At 70.1% G+C, this 17,672-nt stretch carries 16 protein-coding genes and 1 tRNA gene; 2 read left to right on the forward strand and 15 right to left on the reverse strand.

The features are described from left to right. Positions 1-49: 49 nt before the first annotated feature. The 13 genes from IE180_RS00830 to IE180_RS00890 all read right to left on the reverse strand — a co-directional run bounded on the left by IE180_RS00830 (position 50) and on the right by IE180_RS00890 (position 14,267). Positions 50-697: an arsenate reductase/protein-tyrosine-phosphatase family protein gene (locus IE180_RS00830; RefSeq protein WP_190154778.1), complete on the reverse strand. Its 648-nt coding sequence runs from the start codon at positions 695-697 to the stop codon at positions 50-52. Continuing rightward, entirely contained in the window at positions 694-1,341 is a 648-nt protein-coding gene (locus tag IE180_RS00835) for an L-threonylcarbamoyladenylate synthase (RefSeq protein ID WP_190154779.1), read from the reverse strand. The genes IE180_RS00830 and IE180_RS00835 overlap by 4 nt, the downstream gene beginning before the upstream one ends. A 34-nt stretch (positions 1,342-1,375) precedes the next feature. Then, complete coding sequence (gene prmC, locus IE180_RS00840; RefSeq protein WP_190154780.1) at positions 1,376-2,221, reverse strand: peptide chain release factor N(5)-glutamine methyltransferase; 846 nt, start codon at positions 2,219-2,221, stop codon at positions 1,376-1,378. 45 nt (positions 2,222-2,266) lie between these two features. Beyond that, positions 2,267-3,343, reverse strand: coding sequence for a peptide chain release factor 1 (prfA, locus tag IE180_RS00845; RefSeq protein ID WP_190154781.1), 1,077 nt, complete (start codon positions 3,341-3,343; stop codon positions 2,267-2,269). A gap of 96 nt (positions 3,344-3,439) precedes the next feature. Beyond that, positions 3,440-3,658, reverse strand: coding sequence for a 50S ribosomal protein L31 (gene rpmE / locus IE180_RS00850; RefSeq protein ID WP_055599288.1), 219 nt, complete (start codon positions 3,656-3,658; stop codon positions 3,440-3,442). Between the two features lie 167 nt (positions 3,659-3,825). Continuing rightward, positions 3,826-4,920: an LCP family protein gene (locus IE180_RS00855; RefSeq protein ID WP_190154782.1), complete on the reverse strand. Its 1,095-nt coding sequence runs from the start codon at positions 4,918-4,920 to the stop codon at positions 3,826-3,828. A 205-nt stretch (positions 4,921-5,125) separates the two neighbouring features. Further along, a complete protein-coding gene (rho, locus tag IE180_RS00860; RefSeq protein ID WP_190154783.1) occupies positions 5,126-7,162 on the reverse strand; it encodes a transcription termination factor Rho in 2,037 nt (678 codons plus the stop codon). A gap of 414 nt (positions 7,163-7,576) precedes the next feature. Continuing rightward, entirely contained in the window at positions 7,577-8,494 is a 918-nt protein-coding gene (gene thrB, locus IE180_RS00865; protein ID WP_150502986.1) for a homoserine kinase, read from the reverse strand. Positions 8,495-8,776: 282 nt separating this feature from the next. Further along, positions 8,777-9,895, reverse strand: coding sequence for a threonine synthase (gene thrC, locus IE180_RS00870; protein ID WP_190154784.1), 1,119 nt, complete (start codon positions 9,893-9,895; stop codon positions 8,777-8,779). Positions 9,896-9,901: 6 nt separating this feature from the next. Then, the gene (locus IE180_RS00875; RefSeq protein WP_190154785.1) at positions 9,902-11,194 is read right to left on the reverse strand and encodes a homoserine dehydrogenase; all 1,293 of its coding nucleotides are present in this window, start codon (positions 11,192-11,194) and stop codon (positions 9,902-9,904) included. Positions 11,195-11,336: 142 nt separating this feature from the next. After that, positions 11,337-12,728 (reverse strand): diaminopimelate decarboxylase, encoded by a 1,392-nt coding sequence (gene lysA, locus IE180_RS00880; protein WP_190154786.1) that lies wholly within the window; start codon positions 12,726-12,728, stop codon positions 11,337-11,339. Positions 12,729-12,742: 14 nt separating this feature from the next. Continuing rightward, complete coding sequence (gene nrtL / locus IE180_RS00885) at positions 12,743-13,705, reverse strand: ArgS-related anticodon-binding protein NrtL (RefSeq protein ID WP_190154787.1); 963 nt, start codon at positions 13,703-13,705, stop codon at positions 12,743-12,745. 70 nt (positions 13,706-13,775) lie between these two features. Continuing rightward, positions 13,776-14,267, reverse strand: a complete 492-nt coding sequence (locus IE180_RS00890) for a response regulator (RefSeq protein ID WP_190154788.1) — start codon at positions 14,265-14,267, stop codon at positions 13,776-13,778. Positions 14,268-14,426: 159 nt separating this feature from the next. Here IE180_RS00890 and IE180_RS00895 point away from each other — a divergent pair. Then, positions 14,427-14,498, forward strand: a tRNA-Arg gene (locus IE180_RS00895). Positions 14,499-14,795: 297 nt separating this feature from the next. Next, the gene (locus tag IE180_RS00900; RefSeq protein WP_190154789.1) at positions 14,796-15,902 is read left to right on the forward strand and encodes a hypothetical protein; all 1,107 of its coding nucleotides are present in this window, start codon (positions 14,796-14,798) and stop codon (positions 15,900-15,902) included. 60 nt (positions 15,903-15,962) lie between these two features. On the opposite strand, the gene IE180_RS00905 is transcribed toward IE180_RS00900, so the two are convergent. Both IE180_RS00905 and IE180_RS00910 read right to left on the reverse strand, forming a co-directional pair. Continuing rightward, positions 15,963-17,417: a tyrosine-type recombinase/integrase gene (locus tag IE180_RS00905; protein WP_190154790.1), complete on the reverse strand. Its 1,455-nt coding sequence runs from the start codon at positions 17,415-17,417 to the stop codon at positions 15,963-15,965. After that, positions 17,414-17,605, reverse strand: a complete 192-nt coding sequence (locus tag IE180_RS00910) for a helix-turn-helix transcriptional regulator (protein ID WP_033206761.1) — start codon at positions 17,603-17,605, stop codon at positions 17,414-17,416. The genes IE180_RS00905 and IE180_RS00910 overlap by 4 nt, the downstream gene beginning before the upstream one ends. Between the last annotated feature and the right edge of the window lie 67 nt (positions 17,606-17,672).

The raw sequence follows: 17,672 nt of genomic DNA on the forward strand, positions 1-17,672 counted from the left end.
GACGCCCGCGAACCCCCTCAGCGCTTGGCCGAGGCGCCCGCGAACCCCGTCAGCGCCTGGCCGAGACGCCCGTCAGGGCCGTCACCACCGGGTCCAGCGCCTGGTTGATCTCGTCGCCGATCGAGCGGAAGAAGGTGATCGGTGCGCCGTACGGGTCGTTGACCTCGTCGGCGTCCACCGAGGGGGCCAGGAGCCACCCGCGGAGAGCCGCGGCCGCGCGGACCAGGGCCCGTGCGCGTTCCACCACGCCCTCGTCGCGGGGGTCCGGGAGGGTGGCCGGGTCGATCGCGCGGACCAGGCGGGTGAACTCCTTCAGGGTGAAGGTGCGCAGGCCCGCCGAATGGCCCATCGAGATGACCTGCGCCCGGTGGTCGCGGGTCGCGGTCAGGACCAGGTCGGCGCGGATGACGTGCTCGTCGAGGAGCTCACGGCCCACGAAGCCGCTGTAGTCCGCGCCGAAGTCGGCGAGGACCAGTTCCGCGTTGGCCTCCATGGGGGCGCCCTCGTGGCCCCAGGTGCCCGCGCTCTCCACGATCAGGCCGCCGCCGAGGGGGTCGCCGAGGCGGTCGCTCAGGGCGTGGCGGGTCAGCCGCTCGGTGATCGGCGAGCGGCAGACGTTGCCGGTGCTGACGTGGAGGATGCGGAAGGTGTCGCTGTCTTCGTGCCCCGCTATGCCACGCCCCTCAGGGGGGGTCAACTGGCCACCTCGAGGTCGGGTACGACCTTCCGGAGCTCCTCCGGGGAGAGGGAGCCCTCGCGCAGCAGCACCGGCACCTTGCCCGTGACGTCGACGATGGAAGAAGGAACGATTCCGGGCGTGGGACCGCCGTCGAGGTAGACGGAGACGGAGTCGCCGAGCATCTGCTGGGCCGCGTCGCAGTCCTCCGGCGCCGGGTGGCCGGTGAGGTTGGCCGAGGTGACGGCCATCGGGCCCACCTCGGTGAGCAGTTCGATCGCGACGGGGTGCAGCGGCATCCGGATGGCGACGGTCCCCCGGCTGTCCCCCAGGTCCCACTGGAGGGACGGCTGGTGCCGGGCGACGAGGGTGAGCGCGCCGGGCCAGAAGGCGTCGACGAGTTCCCAGGCCTGTTCGGAGAAGTCGGTGACCAGGCCGTGGAGGGTGTTCGGGGAGCCGATGAGCACGGGCGTGGGCGTGTTGCGGCCCCGGCCCTTGGCGGCGAGCAGATCGCCGACGGCCTCGCTGCTGAAGGCGTCCGCCCCGATCCCGTACACGGTGTCGGTGGGCAGCACGACGAGCTCGCCCCGGCGGACGGCGGACGCGGCCTCGCGCAGGCCGGTCACGCGGTCGGTCGCCTCGTTGCAGTCGTATCGCCGTGCCATCAGTTCCCGTCCTCCTCGTACACGTCGTGCTTGCTCATGGCATCGCCTTGCGGGCGGTCGCGAACCGCGGCCGGTTGTTGAGGTCCGGGTGGTCGGCCGCGTCGGCCCAGCCGGCCTCCTCGTTGAAGATCCACGGCACCTGCCCGCCCTGGGTGTCGGCGTGCTCGATGACGACGAGGCCGCCGGGGCGCAGCAGCCGGTGGGCGGTGCGCTCGATGCCGCGGATGGTGTCGAGGCCGTCCTCGCCGGAGAAGAGGGCCATCTCCGGGTCGTGGTCGCGGGCCTCGGGCGCCACGTACTCCCACTCGGTGAGCGGGATGTACGGCGGGTTGGAGATGACCAGGTCGACCTGGCCGTCCAGCTCGGGGAGCGCGGTGAGCGCGTCGCCCTGGTGGACGGTGACGCGGGAGCCCCGGGCGTTCTTGCGGGTCCACACGAGGGCGTCGTCGGAGAGCTCGACGGCGTGGACGCGCGAGCGCGGCACCTCCTGGGCCATGGCGAGGGCGATGGCCCCGGAGCCGGTGCACAGGTCGACGATGAGCGGTTCGACGACGTCCATGGCGCGTACGGCGTCTATGGCCCAGCCGACGACCGACTCGGTCTCCGGGCGGGGCACGAAGACGCCGGGCCCCACCTGGAGCTCCAGGTAGCGGAAGAACGCCCGCCCGGTGATGTGCTGGAGCGGCTCGCGGGCCTCGCGGCGGGCGACGGCCTCCCAGTAGCGGGCGTCGAAGTCCGCGTCCTTGACGTTGTGCAGCTCCCCCCGCTTGACGCCGTGCACGAACGCGGCGAGCTCCTCGGCGTCGAAACGCGGTGAGGGAACGCCGGCGTCGGCCAGCCGCTGGGTGGCCTGGGCCACCTCGGCAAGCAGCAGGTTCACGCTGGTCCTCCGTGGTGCGGGGGTGGGGCTGGCTTGAGGGGGGCCTTACGCTGCGGCGAGCTTCGCCGCCGAGTCGGCGTCGACGCACGCCTGGATCATGGCGTCCAGGTCGCCGTCGAGGACCTGGTCCAGGTTGTACGCCTTGAAGCCGACGCGGTGGTCGGAGATCCGGTTCTCCGGGAAGTTGTACGTACGGATCTTCTCGGAGCGGTCGACGGTGCGGACCTGGCTGCGGCGGGCGTCGGCGGCCTCGGCCTCGGCCTTCTCCTGGGCGGCGGCGAGCAGCCGGGAGCGCAGGATGCGCATGGCCTGCTCCTTGTTCTGGAGCTGGCTCTTCTCGTTCTGGCAGGAGGCGACGATGCCGGTCGGCAGGTGGGTGATGCGGACGGCGGAGTCGGTGGTGTTGACCGACTGGCCGCCGGGGCCGGACGAGCGGTAGACGTCGATGCGCAGGTCGTTGGCGTGGATCTCGACGTCGACCTCCTCGGCCTCGGGCGTGACGAGCACGCCGGCGGCGGAGGTGTGGATGCGGCCGGCGGACTCGGTGGCGGGCACGCGCTGGACTCGGTGCACCCCGCCCTCGTACTTGAGGCGCGCCCAGACGCCCTGGCCGGGCTCGGTGGCGCCGTTGCCGCCCTTGGTCTTCACGGCGACCTGGACGTCCTTGTAGCCGCCGAGCTCGGACTCGGTGGCGTCGATGATCTCGGTCTTCCAGCCGACGCGCTCGGCGTACCGCAGGTACATCCGGAGGAGGTCGCCGGCGAAGAGCGCGGACTCGTCGCCGCCGGCACCCGCCTTGATCTCCAGGATGACGTCCTTGTCGTCGCTCGGGTCGCGCGGGACGAGGAGGAGGCGGAGCTTGTCGGTGAGCTCCTCGCGCTGCTTCTCCAGCTCCTTGACCTCGGCCGCGAAGTCCGGGTCGTCGTGCATCAGCTCGCGAGCGGTCTCGATGTCGTCACCGGTCTGCTTCCAGGAGCGGTAGGTGGCGACGATCGGGGTCAGCTCGGCGTAGCGCTTGTTGAGCTTGCGCGCGTTCGCCTGATCGGCGTGGACCGACGGGTCCGCGAGCTTCGTCTCGAGATCGGCGTGCTCGCCGATCAGTTCCTCGACCGCCTCGAACATCGGGGGCTCCTGGGGTTTTCGTCAGTTGCTACGGGACGGCAAAGCGCCGGTCCCGGCCGCCCGCGCGGGGCGACCGAGGACCGGCGCAGGGGCTCGCTACTTGGCGGAGCCGGCCTTGCCGAAGCGGGCCTCGAAGCGGGCCACGCGGCCACCGGTGTCGAGGATCTTCTGCTTGCCCGTGTAGAACGGGTGGCACTCGGAGCAGACCTCGGCACGGATGGTGCCGTCGGTCAGGGTGCTACGGGTGGTGAACGACGCGCCGCAGGTGCAGCTGACCTGGGTCTCGACGTACTCGGGGTGGATCTCGCGCTTCAAGGTGTCTCCTAGTTTCGGGAGGGCTCCGGGTCGCCGCCGCGGGTTGCGGACAGCGTGAACCGGGGCCGACGTACCAGTCTGCCAGGACCGGCCGCATCTCCCAAAACGGGGGTGGGTCCGGAGGTATTCCCGGGCTCGTCCCGGCCTCTTCCCGGCTTCTTCCCCGGTCACCTCACGACGCCGTCGGCCTCACCGGTGGCGGTGTCCCTCGTGGCCGACGCGGGGATCGGCAGGTCCTTCTCGAGCGCCTTCCAGACCTGCCGGGACTGGGCTTCGAGGGGGACGACGCGGTTGGGGTCCCTGGGGTCGTACTCGACGGGCAGGGTGACCATGTGGACGTTCCCCGCGCCGATGCCGGAGAGGCCCTTGGCGAAGCCCATCAGCTTCTGGACCGAGTCGAGTTCGGAGTCGGGCGTGACGGCCTTGGTGGCGGCGTCGGCGAGGCCGTACAGCTTGGCCGGGCTGGTGAGGACGCCGACGCTCCTGACCTGGCCGATGAAGGCCTTCATGAAGGCCTGCTGGAGCTGGATGCGGCCGAGGTCGCTGCCGTCGCCGACGCTCTTGCGGGTGCGGACGAGGCCGAGGGACTGCTCGCCGTCGAGGGTGTGCGTGCCCGGGGCGAGGTCGAGGTGGCTCTTGGAGTCCTTGATGGGCCGCGTGGTGGTGATCTCGACGCCGCCGAGCTCGTCGATGAGCTCCTTGAAGCCGGTGAAGTCGACCTCGATGTAGTGGTCCATGCGGATGCCGGACATCGACTCGACGGTCTTGACGGCGCAGGCGGGGCCGCCGACCTCGTACGCGGTGTTGAACATGGCCCGTCGCTCGCCGGGGACGGCGGTCCCCCGTCCGTCGGTGCAGGAGGGCCGGGTGATGAGGGTGTCGCGGGGTATGGAGACGACGCTCGCCTTCTTGTGGCCCTCGTAGACGTGCACGACCATCGCGGTGTCGGAGCGGGCGCCGCCCTCGTCCTTGCCGTACTCGCGGTTGTCGCCGGAGCGGGAGTCGGAGCCGAGGACGAGGATGTCGAGGGAGCCGTTGTCGACGTTCCCGGGGCGCTTGTCGCCGAGCTGGGCGTTGATGTCGACGCCCTGGAGGTTGCCGTCGAGCTTGAGGTACACGTAGCCGAGTCCGGCGCCGCCCAGGACGAGGACGGCGGCGGCCCCCGATATCAGGAACGGTGCCTTGCGCCGTCCGGCGGGCCGCTTGCGACGGCGGCCGCTGCCCGCGCCCCGTGCGCGCCCGCTCTTGCTCTGCTCGGTCATCGTCTTCCCTCAGCCCTAGGATTCACCTTCTGTGACGGCCAGGCACCCGAAAGGGTTGCATGCGGGCCTGTGGGGTTTGAGCGGACTCCGGCCGGAAACGGCACTGCGCCCACCGTGCGGACACGGTGGGCGCAGTGGTTCACGCAGGTCACGACGGGGTTACGGGATCGAAGCCCGGTTCTCGTCGTGTGACGCGGCTCTCGCGTCAGTCGTTGTTGCCGGCTCCAGGGGTGGTCTTCTGGATCTGGAGCAGGAACTCGCCGTTCGACTTCGTCTGCTTGAGCTTGTCGAGCAGCAGCTCGATCGCCTGCTGCTGGTCGAGCGCGTGGAGCACGCGACGCAGCTTCCAGGTGACGGCGAGCTCGTCGCTGCCGAGGAGGATCTCCTCCTTGCGCGTGCCCGAGGCGTCGACGTCGACGGCCGGGAAGATGCGCTTGTCGGCGAGCTTCCGGTCGAGCTTGAGCTCCATGTTGCCGGTGCCCTTGAACTCCTCGAAGATCACCTCGTCCATGCGCGAGCCGGTGTCGACCAGCGCGGTGGCCAGGATGGTCAGCGAGCCGCCGTCCTCGATGTTGCGCGCGGCACCGAAGAAGCGCTTCGGCGGGTAGAGCGCGGTCGAGTCGACACCACCGGACAGGATGCGGCCGGAGGCGGGCGCCGCGAGGTTGTACGCGCGGCCCAGGCGGGTGATCGAGTCGAGCAGGACGACCACGTCGTGACCCAGCTCCACGAGGCGCTTGGCGCGCTCGATCGCCAGCTCGGCGACGGTGGTGTGGTCCTCGGCCGGACGGTCGAAGGTCGAGGAGATGACCTCGCCCTTGACCGACCGCTGCATGTCGGTGACCTCTTCCGGACGCTCGTCGACCAGGACGACCATCAGGTGGCACTCGGGGTTGTTGTGCGTGATCGCGTTGGCGATCGCCTGCATGATCATGGTCTTGCCGGTCTTCGGCGGGGCCACGATCAGACCGCGCTGCCCCTTGCCGATCGGCGACACGAGGTCGATGATCCGCGTGGTCAGCACGCCCGGGTCGGTCTCCAGACGGAGCCGGTCCTGCGGGTAGAGCGGGGTCAGCTTGTTGAACTCCGGGCGGCCGCGGCCGGAGTCGGCGGCCATGCCGTTCGCGGAGTCCAGGCGGACCAGCGCGTTGAACTTCTCGCGGCGCTCGCCCTCCTTCGGCTGACGCACGGCGCCGGTGACGTGGTCGCCCTTGCGCAGGCCGTTCTTGCGGACCTGGGCGAGGGAGACGTACACGTCGTTCGGGCCGGGCAGGTAGCCGGAGGTCCGGATGAACGCGTAGTTGTCGAGGATGTCCAGGATGCCCGCGACGGGGATCAGGACGTCGTCGTCGGCGACCTGCGGCTCGCCGGCCTGGAAGTCGTCACGGCCACGACGGCCACGACGGTCGCGGTAGCGACCGCGACGGCCGCGGCGGCCGCCCGCCTCGTCGTCGTAGTCGTCCTGCGGGCCGGCCTGCTGGCCACCCTGCTGGCCCTGGCCGCCCTGGCCCTGGCCCTGGCCGCCCTGGCGCTGGCGCTGGCCTCCCTGGCCACCGCCCTGCTGCTCGTCGCCCTTGCGGTCGCGCTGGCGGTCACGGCGGTCACGGCGGTCGCCGCGCTCCCCGCGGTCGCCCCGCTCGCCGCGGTCGCGACGGCCGCGGCCCTCGGCGCCGTCGACGACGGCCTCGGCCTTGGCGTCGGCCTGCGGCTCGGCCTTGACCTCGCGGGTCTCGGTGCGGGCCTCGGTCTTGACGGCCTGGACGGCCTCGGCCTTGGTCTCGCCCTCCGGGGAACCGGCGGGGGCGGTGGCGCGACGGCGACGGCGCTCGCCGGCCGGGGCGTCATCGGCCGCGGGCTGGCCCGGGATGTCGATCTGCTGCTGGGCGACGGCCTTCTCGGCCTTCTCCGCCTGGGGCGCGGCGGCCTCGGCGGCCTCGCCCGTGCGGGCCTTGGAGGTGGCGCGGCGCTTCGGCTTGCTCTCGGCGGCGTCGGCGGCCTTGGCGGGGGCGGAGCCTCCGGCCTGCGCCTCCTTGATGACCTCGATCAGCTGGCTCTTGCGCATCCGCGCGGTGCCCCTGATGCCGAGGCCGGACGCGACCTGCTGCAGCTCGGCCAGGACCATGCCCTCGAGGCCGGTGCCGGAGCGGCGGCGCCGTGCGGTGCCGGTGGCACCTGCGGCGGGCGCGGCGGTGTCGACACTGTTGTCGGCAGTCACGCCCATCAGATCGGTGGTGTCGCTCACGAAGGGTCCTTCCCTGGAGCGGACGTCGGCCATCTGGCTCGGCGACCGGTTGTGCTGTCCGGCAGGGTCCTGGTTCGTGGACCGTGTCCGGGGCGGTGGTCCCGCCGGGTACGGCGGAGAGAAAACGTGCTGTGGGTCCGGCCCGAGCGCCCCCTGCTCGGCCCTCACTGCAGAAGAGCGAGGGGTGTCGTGCCGGTTCCGGAGCGTGCTCGAAACTGCTCAGGCAGGCTGCTCAGGCAGTTGGGGAGGCTCCCGGAAGAAGGGTGGTCCCTGATGGGGACACTCCGCACCGCTCCACAAAGAGGTCGGGTGCAGACTTGAGGTTAACACTACCGGCTCCAACAAACATTCCCCCTCTCCCTCACCGGCAATCTCCTGTCCGAGGCGCTGCCCGGCGCCCCGGCCGCCACACGCCTAGGGCGCCAGCGGCAGGACGCTCGCTCCGGACGCGTCGAGGTCGAGCCGGTTCGCGGCCCAGCCCTCGCCCGCGAGGCGGGCGACCTTGTCGGCCGTCCCGTGTTCGGCCAGCGCGAGGACCGTGGGGCCCGCGCCGGAGATGACCGCGGGGACCCCGTCCGCGCGCAGCCGGTTCACGAGGGCGATGCTCTCCGGCATCGCGGGGGCCCGGTACTCCTGGTGCAGCCGGTCCTCGGTGGCCGCGAGCAGCAGCTCGGGGCGGCGGGTCAGGGCCTCGACGAGGAGGGCGGCGCGTCCGGCGTTGGCGGCGGCGTCCACGTGCGGGACGGTGCGCGGCAGGAGTCCGCGGGCGGTCTCGGTCAGTACGGGCTTTCCGGGGACGAAAACCACCGGAACGATGGAGTCCGAGGGGTCCATCCTGATCGCCCGCGCGGCACCGGACTCGGTCCAGGCGAGCGTGAATCCGCCGAGCAGACAGGCGGCGACGTTGTCGGGGTGGCCCTCGATCTCGGTGGCCAGCTCCAGGAGGGCGGCCTCGTCGAGCTTGGCGTCCCCGCCTATGGTCACGGCGCGGGCGGCGACGATGCCGGCGCAGATGGCGGCGGAGGAGGAGCCGAGGCCGCGGCCGTGCGGGATGCGGTTGGCGCAGACGACCTCGAGGCCGCGCGGCTGTCCGCCGAGCAGGTCGAAGGCCGTGCGCAGGGAGCGTACGAGCAGGTGGCTCTCGTCGCGCGGGAGCGTCTCGGCGCCCTCGCCGGCGATGTCGACGTGCAGCCCGGAGTCGGCGACCCGGACGACGACGTCGTCGTAGAGCCCCAGCGACAGGCCGAAGGCGTCGAAGCCCGGGCCGAGGTTGGCGCTGGTGGCGGGGACGCGCACCCGTACGGCGGCGGCGCGGAACGCTGGACCGGCCATCGCTCGTTGACTCTCCTTGATCGCGAAAACGGTGTTTCAGACAACGGGTATTCAAGAGAAGTACTCGGGGACCCGGGGGCCGTTTCGGCCGCGGGGGCGACAACGGCAACGACACCGCGCATATGCGTCGGGGCGGGTTCGGTACAGCCTATCGAAGGAAGGTTCTGTGGCGACATAGGGCGCACAGGAGGCGCACGATGCGTGTCGCGAGCCGTCCTGTGCGCCTATGTAGGTTCCTGATCGGGTTTCACCCGATCAGGAACCGGTGGGGCCGGGCTGTTTTCAGGCCAGGCCGAGACGCTCGGCGGCGGCCGCGGCGTCGACCGGGACGGTGACCGGCTGCGGCGCGCCGGCGACGGCCCAGTCGGGGTCCTTGAGGCCGTTGCCGGTGACCGTGCAGACGATCCGCTGGCCGGGGTCGACCTTGCCCTGCGCGGCGGCCTTCAGCAGACCGGCGACCGAGGCGGCCGAGGCGGGCTCGACGAAGACGCCCTCCTGAGCGGCCAACAGGCGGTAGGCCTGCAGGATCTCACGGTCCGTCACCTCGTCGATGAAGCCGCCGGACTCGTCGCGCGCGGCGATCGCGTAGTCCCACGAGGCCGGGTTGCCGATGCGGATCGCGGTGGCGATCGTCGACGGGTCCTTGACGACCTCGCCGCGCACGAGCGGGGCGGAGCCGGAGGCCTGGAAGCCCCACATGCGCGGACGGTGGGTGGACAGGGGAGGGAGGGTGCGGTGCGAAGCGTCTCCGGCGAGGGTGGCGGCCTGAGACGGGCGGGAGTACTCGGTGTACCCCTTCCAGTACGCCGTGATGTTGCCCGCGTTGCCGACCGGCAGGACGTGGATGTCGGGGGCGTCGCCCAGCATGTCCACGATCTCGAAGGCGGCGGTCTTCTGGCCCTCGATGCGGACCGGGTTGACCGAATTGACCAGCGCCACCGGGTAGTTCTCGGAGAGGCTGCGGGCCAGGGTCAGGCAGTCGTCGAAGTTGCCGTCGACCTGGAGGATCTTCGCGCCGTGGACGAGGGCCTGGCCCATCTTGCCGAGCGCGATCTTGCCCTGCGGCACGAGGACGGCCGAGACCATGCCGGCGCGGACCGCGTAGGCCGCCGCCGAGGCGGAGGTGTTGCCGGTGGAGGCGCAGATGACCGCCTTGGCGCCCTCCTCCTTGGCCCGGGTGATGGCCATGGTCATGCCCCGGTCCTTGAAGGAGCCGGTGGGGTTGGCGCCCTCGACCTTGAGGTGCACCTCGCAGCCCGTGCGCTCGGAGAGGACCTGAGCGGGGACGAGCGGCGTGCCGCCCTCACGGAGCGTGACGACCGGCGTCATGTCCGTGACCGGAAGGCGGTCCCGGTACTCCTCGATGATGCCGCGCCACTGGTGGGTGCCCTTGTGGGTCATGGGTCCTTACTCCCCTTCAACACGCATGATGCTGGCGACACCGCGCACGGTGTCGAGCTTGCGCAGCGCCTCGACGGTCCCGGAGAGGGCGGCGTCGGGCGCGCGGTGGGTGACGACGACGAGGGAGGCCTCGCCGTCCTTGCCCTGCTGGCGCACCGTATCGATGGATACGCCGTGCTCGGCGAAGACCGTCGCGACCTGGGCGAGGACGCCCGGCTTGTCGGCCACGTCGAGGCTGATGTGGTACCGCGTGACGACCTCGCCCATGGAGCTCACGGGCAGCTGGGTGTACGCGGACTCGCCGGGGCCCGTCGCCTCGTTGAGACGGTTGCGGCAGACGGCGACGACGTCGCCGAGCACGGCCGAGGCGGTCGGCGAGCCGCCCGCCCCGGGGCCGTAGAACATGAGCTGCCCGGCGGCCTCCGCCTCGACGAAGACCGCGTTGTACGCCTCGCGGACGGAGGCGAGCGGATGGCTGAGCGGGATCATCGCGGGGTGCACGCGCGCGGTGACGGACCCGCCGTCGGCGGCCCGCTCGCAGATCGCGAGCAGCTTGATGGTGCAGCCCATCTGCTTGGCGGAGGCGAAGTCCGCGGCGGTGACCTCGGTCATGCCCTCGCGGTAGACGTCGTCGAGGCGCACGCGCGTGTGGAAGGCGATCCCGGCGAGGATGGCGGCCTTGGCGGCGGCGTCGAAGCCCTCGACGTCGGCGGTGGGGTCGGCCTCGGCGTACCCGAGGGCGGTGGCCTCGTCGAGCGCCTCGGAGTACCCGGCGCCCGAGGTGTCCATCTTGTCGAGGATGAAGTTCGTCGTCCCGTTGACGATGCCCATCACCCGGTTGATCTTGTCGCCGGCGAGGGACTCGCGCAGCGGCCGGATGAGCGGGATGGCGCCGGCGACGGCGGCCTCGTAGTACAGGTCCTGCCCGTGCTGCTGGGCGGCGGCGTACAGGCTCGCGCCGTCCTGGGCCAGCAGCGCCTTGTTGGCCGAGACGACGGAGGCGCCGTGCTCGAAGGCGGTGGTGATGAGGGTGCGGGCCGGCTCGATCCCGCCGATGACCTCGACGACGACGTCGATGTCCCCGCGTTTGACCAGGGCGGTCGCGTCGGTGGTGATCAGCTCGGCGGGGACTCCCCCGCGGACCTTGTCGGGCCGGCGGACCGCCACGCCGGCGAGCTCGACCGGCGCGCCGATGCGCGCGGCGAGGTCGTCGGCGTGCGTCGTCATGATGCGCGCCACCTCTGAGCCGACTACTCCACAGCCCAGCAGCGCCACCTTCAGCGGACGCGTACGCATCATCCGACCTCGTTTCTCGTACTACTTCGTCGTCGTATTTCTACGGTGGAACCAGTCTCACTCACCGGACGGGGGTTTCCGCCCTCCGTCCGGATCCTGAGACATCTATTTCATCACTCGACTATTTCACCACGCGACGATTTCCTCAGCCGACGTCGAGACGCAGGAGATCTTCCTCCGTCTCGCGTCGCACGATGACCCGCGCCTCGCCGTCGCGGACGGCGACGACGGGCGGCCGCAGGGCGTGGTTGTAGTTGCTGGCCATGGAGCGGCAGTACGCGCCGGTGGCCGGCACGGCGACGAGGTCGCCGGGCGCCAGGTCCGAGGGCAGGAAGGCGTCCCGTACGACGATGTCGCCGCTCTCGCAGTGCTTGCCGACGACACGGGAGAGCATCGGCTCGGCGTCGCTGGTCCGCGAGACGAGGCTGACGCTGTACTCGGCGTCGTAGAGCGCGGTGCGGATGTTGTCCGACATGCCGCCGTCGACGCTCACGTACGTCCGCAGCCCTTCGAGCGGCTTGACGGTGCCGACCCGGTAGAGCGTGAAGGCGGTGGGACCCACGACGGCCCGCCCCGGCTCGACGGAGATCCGCGGCGTCCGCAGCCCCGCGGCCTCGCACTCCCGCGTGACGATCTCACTCAGCGCCTTGGCGATCTCGTGCGGCTCACGCGGGTCGTCCTCGGAGGTGTACGCGATGCCGAGCCCGCCCCCGAGGTCGATCTCGGGCAGCTCGACGCCGTGCTCGTCCCGCACCTCGGCGAGCAGCTGGACGACGCGCCGCGCGGACACCTCGAACCCGGCCATGTCGAAGATCTGCGACCCGATGTGGGAGTGGATCCCGATGAGCTCGAGGCCGTCGAGCCTGAGCGCCCGCCGCACGGCCTCGGCGGCCTGGCCCCCGGCGAGCGCGATGCCGAACTTCTGGTCCTCGTGGGCGGTGGCGATGAACTCGTGCGTGTGCGCCTCGACGCCGACGGTCACCCGGATCTGCACCCGCTGCCGCTTCCCCAGCTCCTGCGCGATGTGGGCGACCCGCACGATCTCCTGGAAGGAGTCGAGCACGATCCGCCCGACGCCGGCCTCGACGGCCCGGCGGATCTCGTCCTCGGACTTGTTGTTCCCGTGGAAGGCGATCCGCTCGGCGGGCATCCCGGCGGAGAGAGCGGTGCTCAGCTCCCCTCCGGAACACACGTCGAGGTTGAGCCCCTCCTCCTTGAGCCACCGGACGACGGCCCGGGAGAGGAACGCCTTCCCCGCGTAGAAGACGTCGGCGTCCTTGCCGAAGGCATCGGCCCAGGCGCGGCAGCGGGCGCGGAAGTCCTCCTCGTCGAGGAAGTAGGCGGGCGTGCCGAACTCCTCGGCGAGGGCGTCGACCCCGATCCCCCCGACGGTGACGACCCCGCGCTCGTCCCGGCTCACGGTCCGGGCCCAGACCTTGGGATCGAGCCGGTTGAGATCGGCGGGCGGAGCGGTGTAGTGCCCCTCGGGCAGGACATCGGCGTGACGGGGCCCGGCGGGGTGGGCGGAACGGCTCATGACGACTGGCTCTTTCAGATCTGGTCGGGTGCGCTGATGCCGAGCAGGGACAGGCCACCGGCGAGCACCGTCCCGGCGGCTTCGGCGAGCGCGAGCCGGGAGCGGTGGGCGGCCGAGGGTTTCTCGTCGCCGAGCGGCAGCACGGTGTGCTGGAACGCGAGCAGCGCGTCGGCGGTGGCTTCCAGGTGCCGGGCGACCCGGTCGGGGGCGCGGTGGCGGGCGGCGGAAAGGAGGACGACGGGGTGGTCGCCGAGGACGCCGAGAAGCTCGGGTGCGTGGACGTCGGCGTCGTACGAGGGCGTGAAACCGAGCTGCGACGCGTTGACGAGCAGCCGCTGGACGCGGGCGTGGGCGTACCGCACGCGGAAGAGGGGATTGCGCTCGTGCTGGACGAGGAGGGAGGCCCCGTCGAGAACCCGATCGTGGCCCGCGGCCCGCAGCAGAGCCCACCGCCCCGCGTCGACGCCGAAGAGATCGGGCCGGTACTCCCCGCCCCTCACGGGGATCCGCTCGTCCCCGCCGAAGGAGGCGTCGGCCCCCTGGCTCCGGAGCAGCCGCAGGACGACCCCGGTCACGACCGAGGCGCGCCCGGGCGCCGGCTCGGCGAACCGCACCGCACTCCCGGCGAGGGCGGTGCCGTACCCGTACGCGCCCCCGGCGTCCCGAATCGCCCGTACGAGATCGCCACCCGCGTCACGGCGGAGGGTGAAGTTCAAGAACCCGGGCCCGGTGATGTCGACGGCGAGGATCCCGGGGCTCTCGAGGAGCCGCTCCCGAAGGACCTCCGCGACGTCGAGGGGGGCGCGCCCCGCGGGCCGGGCGAGGCTGAGGGCGACGCTGCTGGCGTACTCCCCGGTGCCCCCGGGCCGGGCCCGCTCCACCTTCACGCGGGAGGGGACGTCGACCCGCAGCGCACCGTCGTCGACCGCACGGCGCACGGCGTGCTGCACGGTGAGGGAGAGGTCCGCGGGGGTCACGGGACCAGCCTAGGGGAGGAGGGGGGTCGGAACGCGAACCGGTTTCGCCATGCGGGACCGCGACCTCAGATCACCTGGCGCGCGCTCCCGGCACATCGGCACACCGGCCGTCCTGCTGTTCCTGCCGCCCCTCGACTGCGGCAGGTTCCTCTCCCCCGTCGGGACCGGCCGCCTCGGGACGCTCCCGCCGCTCGCGGTGCATCAACTGCCGCACCACGCGCACGAGCTCCGAGGGCTCGAAGGGCTTGGCGAGAAAGGCGTCGACCCCGGAACCGACCCCACCGACCTCGCGCTCGCCGCAGGCGCTGATGATCGCCACCGGCAGATGACTGGTCCGCGGGTCGGAACGCAGCCGCTCGGCCGTCTTGATCCCGTCCAAGCGGGGCATGACGACGTCCAGGGTGACGACATCAGGACAGACCTGATGCACGACATCCAGACACTCGGCACCATCGGCCGCGGTCACGACCTCGAACCCCTCGAGTTCGAGATTGACCCTGATCAACTGACGGATCACCTTGTTGTCATCGACAACGAGCACCCGACCGGACACGCCTGACACACGAACGAGAGTAGGCCGCCCCCCACGGCCGCGTCCGGGTTTTACCCACTTCTGACCCGTGCGGGGGACGGACCCCCGGTGACGCCCCGGAAATACCTGTTCACAGGCACGCCGGAAGAGCTGGTAGGGTTCTACCCGTCGCCGCGAAACACGGCGGACGCCCCCGTAGCTCAGGGGATAGAGCAACGGCCTCCGGAGCCGTGTGCGCAGGTTCGAATCCTGCCGGGGGCACTCCAGCTCGGACAGCGCGATCAAGCCGCTGACCAGCGAGATTGCTAGACACAGAGACCCGGACTCAGTCCCACTGAGTCCGGGTCTCTGTCGTTGTGTGTCACTGATCGCGAGTGAGTAGCGAGTGAGCCGTGGAGGCAGCCCAAGCCCCCCAGGTTCCAGGCCCCTGCGGAGCACGGACCGGAGGTGTCGCACTCACGTAGCCGCAGTCGCTCCGGGACAGGTGCGCCCTGAAAGGCAGTTGCGCAGCGAGAGGGCGGCGAGCATCTTCATGGCAAGTGTTGCTCAGGAGGGGCCTTGCCGACCAAAGCAGAAGTAGTAGAAGCCGGCGTCACGCTAGACGCCACTTACATGGGTCGCGTGTACAGCGAACTGAACGATCTCCCGAACCCCGGGATCATGAGCATCGGCTCCCTCTGCGTTGCCCCCTTCATGTCTCTGGTGATTTACGAAGCGATGAGGAAGCGCAACCTTCTCTCCTCATCAACAGAAATCACTCTGTCTGATGACGCCAACGAGGTATGTGGCAGAGCGCGCCACAGCCTGAAGTTGTTCACCGACACAAACGGGGGCATCGATCGACAGCTGACACATTTCGAGCAAGACATCATGAGGGAGCATTCAAAATTCTTCCTCGGCAACACCTGGCTTCCACTTGCCCGATTCCTTGAAACCGACCTAGGAGTCTTCACCTACGAAGGCCAGATCGTCACCACAACCCACTCAGCAACCTTTCATCTCGGCGTCCCGTCGAGCCGCCTCCTCCGAGAAGGCATCGCACCAGTAATGCAGTCGATTTTGCATCAGATGGGTCGTTGCCTCGTCGCGCTCGGAGCCGTAGGACACACTGGAGAACCGAGTACATTCGCAAGCTACGCCACCGACTCTTCCCTCAGAAACCGCGATGTGCGGGCGGCCAAGCACTACGGTCGCAGCTTCAACGGGCCTGAGACCCCCTACATAAACGGAACACTCACAGACTTCCAAGCGATCACGAACTTCATCGCATCGCTACTCATAGCCGGAGCGGATCCACTCTCCCTTGAGTACTCCGTATTCAAGATCCGCTATATCGCCCTATTCCATGTCTTGGCCAGCTTGCGCGTACTTCAGGAAAGGCCAGACATGGGACTCTCCCAGAGATCATCAGAGGCAATCGGAAGAATTATCGGAACCAGCGAGGCCCTGACAGTCACTCATCCTTCGACACGCGGGTTCAGAAACACCCTCATGCACTACGGACCGATCAATTCGATACTCGGCGACCTGAATCTGAGCGCGCCTCTATTTGGTCTAGTTCCGATCTTCTTTCCAGAGCATGATTTTAGGTCGCTCAGCGCGCTGGTGGATCGGTGCATCCGCGATACGGCAAAAGAGCTAAACGATTGGGCAAGGGCGACGTAGCGTCGCCTTGCGCACACCCAGGATCTCGGCGTGCACAAGGCGACACTCAAGTGCACTTCACTACCAGCCCATGGCCTTCTCGATCCTCCCGTTGTTGAGCTCCTCGTGGCCGTCGATGCAGCCCTCATACCGGCGGTGAATGACCTCGGGTGAGTTGCCCGCCCGCCGGGCCACCTCCGCGACGGGGACGCCCGCGTTCAGCCAGTTCGTGATGCAGGTGTGCCGCAGGTCATACGGTCGGTGGGCAAGCGGGGACTCCACCTTGTCTGGCGGGAGCGCGATCGGCCGGGCCTCCTGCCAGACCCTCCAATAGCTAGACGTCCCGAGTACGGCGCCGCGCTCGTTGGCGAAGAGCCGGCCATCCTTCGCCGTGCCGAACTCCGCTATGTGCGCGCGGAGCATGGCGACGAGCGTCGGAGGGATCGGGACGGGGCGGTCCGCCTTGGGCTCCCGGGACTTGAGTCCGCGCTTGTCGTGGCGCTGGCCCGAGTCCGTCCACCGCTTGCCGGACACCGGCCGGGTCTCCTTGAGGGTGAGCGTCCCCCATCCCTTCTCGGGGAGGTAGCAGTCCTTCTTCCTAAGTCCCACCGCCTCGGCCGGCCGCATCGCCGCGTACATCTGGCAGGCGAAGAATGCGACGAGTCGGCGCCCACGGTTCCGGTGGACGGATCCCACGTAAGAGACCGCCGTGAGGAGCTGCTCGCCCTGGACAGCGTTGACCAAGACACGGGGGTCCACGACGTCGCCCTTGGTGGACCCCGCACGCTTCACTCCCGCGAGCGGGTTCTCCTCCAGGTACCCGCACTCAATGGCGTACTCCATGGCCGTGTTGAAGCCGCGGCGCCGGCGCTTGTAGGTCTCCCCCGCTGCCGGGGTGTCGTCCAGCTTGAACGAAAGCCGGTATTGGACATCCCGCACCACCTTGGGGTCGGTCAGAGCCGAGAGCGTCAACGACCGGGTCCGGAGCCACGTGCACGCCGCCACGAGATCCGGCGGCGGCTCCTCGTCCTGGTGCGCCGGTACAACCGCCCATCGCATCGCGAGCCGCGTCTCCTCCGGCGTGGGCGCCTTCTTGCCGCCCTCCACCATCGCGAGCGCCACCGTGGCCAGGCTGTCGGCCAGTCCTTCACGGGTCTTCGCCGCCGCCGTACGCCACCGGCTCGCCATGTACTCGCGGCTAAAGTCCCACCACGACGGATCGGGCTTCTCGTTCTCCTTCGCGGCAGCCGCCCGGAGCTCCGACTCCGGCAGCCCGGACGCCACGTCGAACGCCTCACCCTTCCGCATCGCTTGCCACAGCTCGGAGCGGCGGCTCTCCGCCAGGGCCACGGTGGCGAAGCTGGCAGCCTTCACCTTTCCGGCGACCGTCCAGCGGATCTGGTACGGAGCCTTCTTGCTCCGTACCTGGTTGACCTTCCAGACCCGTACGTCCGTGGAGAGGGTCAGGTCCCCGGAAACGGGCGGGCGCCCGCTGTTGCGGGCGCCCGGGGTGTTGCTGGTCTTGCGGTAGGTCACGCGGCTTCCTCCAGGGTCTCGATCCAGCGCTCCAGGTCCGAGCGACGGATGCGGACCGCGCCGTTCGGGAGCTTGATGGCCTTCGGGCCCTTCTTGAGCTGACGCCACCGGTAGAAGGTGGCTCGGGGCACTCCGATCTCCTTCACGACCTGGGGGATCGTGAGCATCTCGTCACGCGTCGCGGACACGGGTCCTCCTCGACTGGTTACCGAAGACAAGGCGGGTCGCCGCAGAAAACGCAGTATCCGCAGAAAC

Origin of the sequence: Streptomyces litmocidini, assembly GCF_014649755.1 — a bacterium.
Classification (GTDB): Bacteria; Actinomycetota; Actinomycetes; order Streptomycetales; family Streptomycetaceae; genus Streptomyces; species Streptomyces litmocidini.

Bases quoted from the DNA above. Each gene is read 5' to 3' on its own strand.
- IE180_RS00835 (WP_190154779.1), bottom strand. From the start codon at position 1,341: ATGGCACGGCGATACGACTGCAACGAGGCGACCGACCGCGTGACCGGC.
- prfA (WP_190154781.1), bottom strand. From the start codon at position 3,343: ATGTTCGAGGCGGTCGAGGAACTGATCGGCGAGCACGCCGATCTCGAG.
- IE180_RS00855 (WP_190154782.1), bottom strand. From the start codon at position 4,920: ATGACCGAGCAGAGCAAGAGCGGGCGCGCACGGGGCGCGGGCAGCGGC.
- thrB (WP_150502986.1), bottom strand. From the start codon at position 8,494: ATGGCCGGTCCAGCGTTCCGCGCCGCCGCCGTACGGGTGCGCGTCCCC.
- thrC (WP_190154784.1), bottom strand. From the start codon at position 9,895: ATGACCCACAAGGGCACCCACCAGTGGCGCGGCATCATCGAGGAGTAC.
- IE180_RS00875 (WP_190154785.1), bottom strand. From the start codon at position 11,194: ATGATGCGTACGCGTCCGCTGAAGGTGGCGCTGCTGGGCTGTGGAGTA.
- lysA (WP_190154786.1), bottom strand. From the start codon at position 12,728: ATGAGCCGTTCCGCCCACCCCGCCGGGCCCCGTCACGCCGATGTCCTG.